This window comes from Brevundimonas sp., assembly GCF_032107865.1.
GTDB lineage: Bacteria > Pseudomonadota > Alphaproteobacteria > Caulobacterales > Caulobacteraceae > Brevundimonas.
On the sequence record NZ_DAMCNG010000149.1, the window covers coordinates 1 to 7,004 of the forward strand.

General features: G+C 68.2%; 8 protein-coding genes. 6 read left to right on the plus strand and 2 right to left on the minus strand.

Annotated elements, in window-relative coordinates:
* Nucleotides 1-81 precede the first annotated feature (81 nt).
* Nucleotides 82-873 carry a prepilin peptidase gene (locus RT567_RS11875; RefSeq protein WP_313576548.1) on the minus strand — a complete coding sequence of 264 codons (792 nt, stop codon included), beginning with the start codon at nucleotides 871-873 and terminating at the stop codon, nucleotides 82-84.
* Between the two features lie 178 nt (nucleotides 874-1,051).
* On the opposite strand from RT567_RS11875, the gene RT567_RS11880 reads away from it, so the two are divergent.
* The 6 genes from RT567_RS11880 to RT567_RS11905 all read left to right on the plus strand — a co-directional run bounded on the left by RT567_RS11880 (nucleotide 1,052) and on the right by RT567_RS11905 (nucleotide 6,115).
* The gene (locus tag RT567_RS11880) at nucleotides 1,052-1,528 is read left to right on the plus strand and encodes a helix-turn-helix transcriptional regulator (protein ID WP_313576549.1); all 477 of its coding nucleotides are present in this window, start codon (nucleotides 1,052-1,054) and stop codon (nucleotides 1,526-1,528) included.
* Nucleotides 1,529-1,630: 102 nt separating this feature from the next.
* Nucleotides 1,631-2,107 carry a hypothetical protein gene (locus RT567_RS11885; RefSeq protein ID WP_313576550.1) on the plus strand — a complete coding sequence of 159 codons (477 nt, stop codon included), beginning with the start codon at nucleotides 1,631-1,633 and terminating at the stop codon, nucleotides 2,105-2,107.
* Nucleotides 2,052-2,378 (plus strand): hypothetical protein, encoded by a 327-nt coding sequence (locus tag RT567_RS11890; protein WP_256968312.1) that lies wholly within the window; start codon nucleotides 2,052-2,054, stop codon nucleotides 2,376-2,378. Before RT567_RS11885 ends, RT567_RS11890 begins: the two co-directional genes overlap by 56 nt.
* Before the next feature lie 117 nt (nucleotides 2,379-2,495).
* Nucleotides 2,496-4,886: a TonB-dependent receptor gene (locus RT567_RS11895; RefSeq protein WP_409516172.1), complete on the plus strand. Its 2,391-nt coding sequence runs from the start codon at nucleotides 2,496-2,498 to the stop codon at nucleotides 4,884-4,886.
* 224 nt (nucleotides 4,887-5,110) lie between these two features.
* A complete protein-coding gene (locus tag RT567_RS11900; protein WP_087141502.1) occupies nucleotides 5,111-5,431 on the plus strand; it encodes a DMT family transporter in 321 nt (106 codons plus the stop codon).
* Nucleotides 5,432-5,458: 27 nt separating this feature from the next.
* A complete protein-coding gene (locus RT567_RS11905; protein WP_313576551.1) occupies nucleotides 5,459-6,115 on the plus strand; it encodes a glutathione S-transferase in 657 nt (218 codons plus the stop codon).
* A gap of 201 nt (nucleotides 6,116-6,316) precedes the next feature.
* Here the strand turns inward: RT567_RS11905 and RT567_RS11910 are convergent.
* Nucleotides 6,317-7,004, minus strand: a 688-nt coding sequence (locus RT567_RS11910) for a lytic transglycosylase domain-containing protein (protein WP_313576552.1), incomplete at its 5' end; no start/stop codon positions are given.

Here is a 7,004-nt window from a genome sequence, read left to right on the forward strand (position 1 = left end):
TCTGACGCTCAGCGACCAGCCGGGCGCGCCGCGCGTGGCGCTGGGCGGCGGGCGCTGGCGCTGGTCCGACCTGCTGTCGCTCTAGGCGCCGAAGCCCAGTCCCAAGGGACCGTAGAGCCAGGTCAGCCAGGCCCCGACGGCCAGGAAGACGCCGAACGGCAGGCGGTCGGTGGAGGCCACGGGACGACGCAGCACAAGCTTGGCCGCCACCAGGCTGAGGCCGGTCAGCGACGCCCACAGCAGCACGCTGGGCAGACCCATCCACCCGACCCAGGCGCCGATCGCGCCCAGCAGGAAGGGATCGCCGCCGCCCAGGCCGTCGCGTCCACGCAGGCGTTTGTAGAGGAAGGCCAGCAGCCACAGCCCGCCGAAGCCCGCCGCCGCCCCGATCAAGGGCGTCTTCAGCGGCCCGATCAGCGACCACTTCAGCCCGCTCTGGACGTTGGCCGGGTCCAGGGCCACGGCGGCGAACAGGCCGCTGAGGAGCAGGGGCAGGGTCAGGGCGTCGGGCAGCCAGAAATGCTCGGCGTCGATCACGGCGATCAACAGAAGTTGCCAGCCCAGCACCGCCCCGGCCAGCGCCCAGGCCGGATCGGGAAAGCACAGGGCCGCCCAGACGCCGACGGCGCCGGACGCCAGTTCGATCAGGGGATAGCGCAGGGGAATGACGGCGCCGCAGTCGCTGCACTTGCCGCGCGATAGCGCCCAGCTGACCACGGGGATCATCCGCCAGGGCTTGAGCGGGCGCCCGCAACCGCCGCACCGCGAGCGGCTGACCACGATGTCCTCGCCGCGCGGCAGGCGCAGGCTGACCAGACCCAGGAAGCTGCCGACGATCAGCCCCAGCCCGCCCATCAGAAGCGCCAGCATCATCTATTCAGTCCCCCGATCTCAAACGTTGTCCCTATTGCGGCGTGAGACCGGGCGGACGCAATCAAAATGCCGACTCGCGCGTCAGTTGTGTCGTTTGACGGCGACACTTGCAACGGATCGGCGCCGCGACGGGCGGGGGGGCTGGACGCCAGGCGGGTCCGGTAGATAGTCAACCATTGTGAACAGCCCTTCGCCCATCGACAGCCTGACGCCGCGCGAGCTTGAAGTTCTGCGTCTCGCCGCCAGCCGTCTGGGCGACAAGGAGATCGCGCAGCAGCTGAATCTCTCGCCACGGACGGTTCAGAACCACCTGCACCGGGCCTATGAAAAGCTAGGCGTCTCAAGCCGCATTCAGGCGGCGCGGCTCCTGAGTGATCATTACTCAGGGGAATTGATCGCAATGTCGCCGCCCCCGCCGCTCGGGGCAAAGAGGGACGTCATCGAGGCTCCCGTTGGATTTCTCGAGGGCGGGAAGGCGCCGGGGGGCGCGCTCTATCGGCGCTATGTCGCGCTGAAAGAGTGGCGTCGCCCCCGCAAAATGGGCGGCTCCGTATTATGGCTGATTCTGCTCTGGGCGCTGGCCTGGCTCATGATCGCCTTGGTTGGAGCCAGCCTGATCAATCCCGTTCTGGAGATGATTCACAGCCTGGCATGACGTCATTGTCGCTGGAGCTGTGCATGATCCATCAAGCTTAGAAGTTCGTCGTGTGATTAGCGGGTCGAGCGCTCTGCAGAGCGAGCGGCTGGAGATCGTCTGATGCATCCTGTTCAGATCATTATGCTGACGGCCAACGCCATCGCCTTTCCGCTCCTGTTGTGGCGCGGGAGGACGGCGGATCGTTTGGCGACGTTGGCCATGATCGCGGCTCCGTTGTTGTCGCAGCTCGTATCCGGTCTGAACTGGAACGGCGCCTATGTGGGCATCTTCGTGGTGGATGTCCTGTTCTTCGTCAGCCTGTGGATGCTGGCGGAGCGCGCCGGGCGCTGGTGGATCGTCTCGGTCGCCAGCTTTCAGTTGATCGGGCTGCTGGGACATTTCGCGCCCTTCCTCGCGCATGAGCGCCTGGCCTGGGCTTATTTCACGCTGATGTGGGCGGTTTGGGCGCTCATCAGCCTGACTGCATTCTTTGGCGTCTGGGAGGTCGAGGCCGACCGGCGCTACGCCCTGGAGGGGCGTCATGGCTCAAAAATGGTCGATGGAGGCGGCGCAGGCGCTGCTGCGACAGTGGAATAACCGCGCGGTCGAGGCGTCCGTGCGCGCCGGCGGCCTGACGGCCGACCTGAACGCGGTCGAGGCCTGGTTGCTGGACCAGAGGCCCGACAGCCTGGCCGAAGCCGAGCGGCTGCTGGACCTCATCGTCTCGCACGAGGCGGGCGGCGGTCGGGGCCTGGAACAGCTCTGCCGGGTCGGCGGCGCGGTCCGCAACGATGTGACGCCGCACCGCAGTCGAGTGGAGCACAGCTTCGCTCCGCGCGCTTCGGGACCGCTGGCCGGGCGGGCCTGAAAGTCATCGTTTGATGATCGTCGGTCGGGGTTCCGCCTCGCCGACGGGGCTGTTACATCCGCTGACAGTCCGCGACGAAGCCTTGCGCCGTCGCTCCGCCAAGCGGTTTTTCCTCCCATGATTTCTGCTGTTCGCGCCGCGTCTCTCGCGTCCGCCTCCTTGTCCGTGCTCGCTTTCGCCGCGCCCGCTATGGCCGAGGCGCCTGTCGACGCCGGACCGACCCAGGTGTCCGAGATCGTGGTGACGGCCGAACGGCGCGAGGCGCCCCTGGCGGCGACGCCCCTGTCGCTGACGGTGGCGGCTCAGCCCCTACTGGACGGCGTCGGCGTGCGCGATATCAAGGATCTGCAGATTCTGGCGCCGGGCCTGATCGTGGCCTCGACCTCGAACCAGACCTTCACCACCGCACGCATCCGCGGCGTCGGCACGGTGGGCGACAATCCGGGCGTGGAAAGCTCGGTCGGCGTCATGATCGACGGCGTCTATCGTCCCCGCAACGGCGCCGCCCTGGGCGATCTGGGCGAGGTCGAGCGCATCGAGGTGCTGAAGGGGCCGCAGGCGACCCTGTTCGGCAAGAACACCTCGGCGGGCGTCATCAACGTCGTCACCGCCGCGCCGTCGTTCGACGCGCGCATGGCGGGCGAGGCGACCTTCGGCGACTATGGAACGCACGGCGGTTCGGTCTCCCTGACCGGCCCGATCGTGGACGAGGTTCTGGCTGGGCGGCTGTATGTCGCCGCGCGCCGCCGCGACGGCTTCTATGATGTGAAGACGGGAGCCAAAGATGCTGAGGGAGGCCCGCGCACCTCGACCGACGATCAGACCGAACACTACGACACCGTGCGCGGTCAGTTGCTGTGGCGCGCCACGCCGAACCTGACCGCCCGCCTGACCGCCGACTGGACCGAGCGGGACGAGCGTTGCTGCGTCGGCGTGCAACTGGTCAGCGGCGATACGGCGCCCCTGCTGGCGACCTTCGCGCCCGACGGCGGCGTGGCGGCGACGCCGAAGCCGTGGGATCGCGTGGCCTATTCCAACCGCGACACCAACACCCGCATCCGCGACAAGGGCCTGGCCCTGCACCTGAGCGCCGACCTGGGCTGGGCGAGGCTGGACAGCACCTCGGCGGTGCGCGATTGGCGCGGCGTCATCAGCCAGGACTGGGACTTCACCTCGGCCGACCTGGCGTATCGCCCGGACGACGGCAGCTGGTCGAACCGCTTCCGCACCCTGACGCAGGAGTTCCGTCTGTCGGGCCAGCGCGGAAAGCTGGACTGGTCGGCCGGCGCCTTCTTCGCCGATGAGAAGCTGACCCGTCGCGACAGCCTGTTCTACGGCGCTGACTACGAAGGCTACGTCAGCCGGCTGCTGTCGCGCTCGGCGTCGAACCCGCTGGGCGATCCGGCCTTCGTGTCGAGCATCACCGGGCTTCCCGTCGGCGCGAGCTTCGTCGAGGGCGAGGGGCAGCTGGATCGCTATTGGCAGACCGCCCGCAGCGCCGCCCTGTTCGGCCAGGTGTCCTACGCCGTGACCGACCGCCTGACCCTGACCGGGGGCCTGCGCCGCACCCATGAGACCAAGGAGATGACGGCCGCCTATCACAACACCGACGGCGGGCGGGCCTGCGCGGCGGCGCTGGCCAACGGCGTCAGCAACGCCATCCTGTGCTTGCCGTGGTCGAATCCGGCCTTCAACGGCCTGAGCCAGTCGGAGACGGTCAAGGACGAGGCCTGGACCGGCATGGCCCGCGCCGAGTTCAAGGCGACCGAGGGGACGCGCCTCTACGCCTCCTGGTCGCGAGGCCGCAAGAACGGCGGCTTCAACCTGGATCGGGGGCAGACCAATCTGGTCCCCGACGCCTCGCGCGCCTTCCCGGCGGAAAGCGCCGACGCCTTCGAGGCGGGGATCAAGAGCGTGATGCTGGACCGACGCCTGCTGGTCTCGGCCGCCGCCTTCCGCCAGACCTATGACGACTTCCAGCTGAACACCTTCCTGGGCACGACCTTCCTGGTTCGCTCCATCCCTGAGGTGCGGGCCAAGGGCGTCGAGGCGGACTTCATGTTCCTGCCGTTCGAGGGCCTGTCGTTGCAGGGCGGCCTGACCTACGCCCAGACCGAGTACGGCGATGACGCCGTGCCGGGCCTGCCGCTGCTGGCGGGCAAGCGGATGAATTTCGCGCCGTTGTGGAGCGGATCGCTGGCCGGAACCTATGAGCGGCCGGTGGCGGCGGGGCTGACCGGGCGGGTGACGCTGGCGGCCAAATATTCGTCGGAATACAACACCGGCTCGGACCTGGATCCGGCCAAGAGCCAGCCCGGCTTCTGGCTGGTCGACGGCCGCGTCGCCTTGGCCCGCGACGACGCCTGGAGCGTTGAGCTGTGGGGCCGCAATCTGTTCGATCAGGACTACCGCCAGGTGGCCTTCGGCGCGCCGTTCCAGACGGGCACGCTGGGCGCCTTCCTGGGCGCGCCGCGCACGGTGGGCGTGACCCTGCGGGTCATGCGCTGAGACCGCAAGGGATGACGGGGGAGCGGGCGAACGGTCGCCTGCTCCCATTCACTGAGGCAATTTTGCTTCCACTTGACCGCATATTGCGCCTGCGAGAGAAGAAGGCGGGCGCGAGGCTTGACTTCGGCACCCCCTGTCCCAGATAGGCGGGCGCAGAGGACGACCTCTCCCATCATTGGGCATGACGCTGGGACGACCTGGCATGCCATGCAAGGGAGCACGTCATGGCCTGGATCTTCCTTCTTCTCGCCGGTCTGTTCGAGATCGTCTGGGCCTTCCTGATGAAGGCCTCCGAGGGCTTCACCAAGCCTTGGCCGACTATCGGCACCATCGGCTTCATGATCATCAGCTTCGGCCTGTTGTCGATCTCGATGAAGACGCTGCCGCTGGGCACCGCCTACGTGATCTGGACCGGCATCGGCGCCGTGGGCGCCTTTGTCGTCGGCATCGCCGTCCTGGGCGAGCCGGTCACGCCGATGCGCGTCATCGGCGCCGTGCTGATCGTCAGCGGCCTGGTTGTGCTGAAGCTCGCCTCCAGCCATTAATCACGGCGACAGCCTCGGAGCTTCGCCATGCAATTGATCGTCGGACCGCGCCTCTTCTCCACCTGGTCCTTGCGGCCGTGGCTGGTGTTGAGGCGCGCGGGCGCCGTCTTCGACACGCGCGAGGTCTGGTATCGCTCCGAGGCTGAAAAGGCGGAACTGCGGCGCCTGTCGCCCTCGGGCTTCGTGCCGCTGCTGAAGGTCGAGGGCGAGACGATCTGGGACACCCTGTCCATCAGCGAATGGGCGGCTGAACGCTATCCCGAGGCGAAGCTGTGGCCGGTCGATCCGATCGCGCGCGCCCTGGCCCGTTCGGCGACGGCCGAGATGCACTCCGGCTTCCACGCCCTGCGCGACCTGTGCGGCATGGGGCCGGATCATCCGATGGCCGGGGACGCGCGCAGCCCGGCGCCGTCCGATCCGGGGCTGGACCGTGATCTGGCGCGGTTGGTCGTGCTGTGGATGCAGATGCGCGAACGCTTCGGCGCGGGCGGGCCTTGGCTGTTCGGCGACTGGTCGATCGCCGACGCCTTCTTCACCCCGGTGGCGGCGCGGGTGCGCCATTTCCAGATCGACCTGTCGGCCCACGGCGACGACGGGACGGCCGCCGCCTATGTCGCCGCCCTTCTGGCCCAGCCGCACTTCCGCGAGTGGGAGGCGGCGGCCCTGTCATCTAACGTTGATTAACCGATCCTGAGAACGCGGGTTTAAGAGAGCGTCCCTATAGTCCAGCTTGTTCTCGGAGGGGCGGAGCCATGCGTACGATCAGCAGGAACACCGATTGGGGCCGCACGGCCAGAGCCTACGCTCTGGCGGCGGTGGTCATGGCCCTGGTGTGGACGTCGCTTCTGACCCTCATGGTCTGAGGCTTCAGCCTTAATCCAGGCCTCAGCGCGAGCTGCCGCCCAGCACAGCCTCGGCCACCTGCAAGGGGGCGGGGGTCGGCGCGACGTAGTCCAGACGGATCGGCACGGCGCGCGCGCCCGAGGCCACGGCGTCTAGCGTCTTCACCGGCCCGCCCATCATGCGCTGATAGATCCAGTAGGCCGCGACGACCTTCTCGACGTATTCGCGCGCCTGAGGCACGTCGATTGTCTCGATCAGCAGCAGCGGATCGGCGTCGGCGCCCAGCTTGCGGATCGCCGCCAGCATCGGCCCCGGCCCGGCGTTGTAGGAGGCCACCGCCTTCAGGAGGTCGCCCTGGAAGGACTCGATCTGGAACAGGCGGTTCACATAGTCCTGACCCAGCTTCATGTTCACCGCCGGGTCCAGCAGGCGCTGGGGCGTGCGGACATAGCCCTGGTCGCCGGTCATGTGGGCGGCCGTGGTCGGCATCACCTGCATCAGCCCATAGGCGCCGGCGCTCGAACGCGCGCTGGCGTTGAAGTCCGTCTCCTTGCGCGCGATGGCGTAGACGAGCGCCCTCTCGATGGTGAAGCCGCCCATGGGCTGCAGGTCCGGCATCGGATAGCGGACGGCGTCGATGCGGCTGGCCTCGGACTGGGCGGCGCGGCCGGGCGCGACCAGGCGATACAGGCCGACCCACATCTGGCGCGCGGCGCTGTCGCCGCTGGCG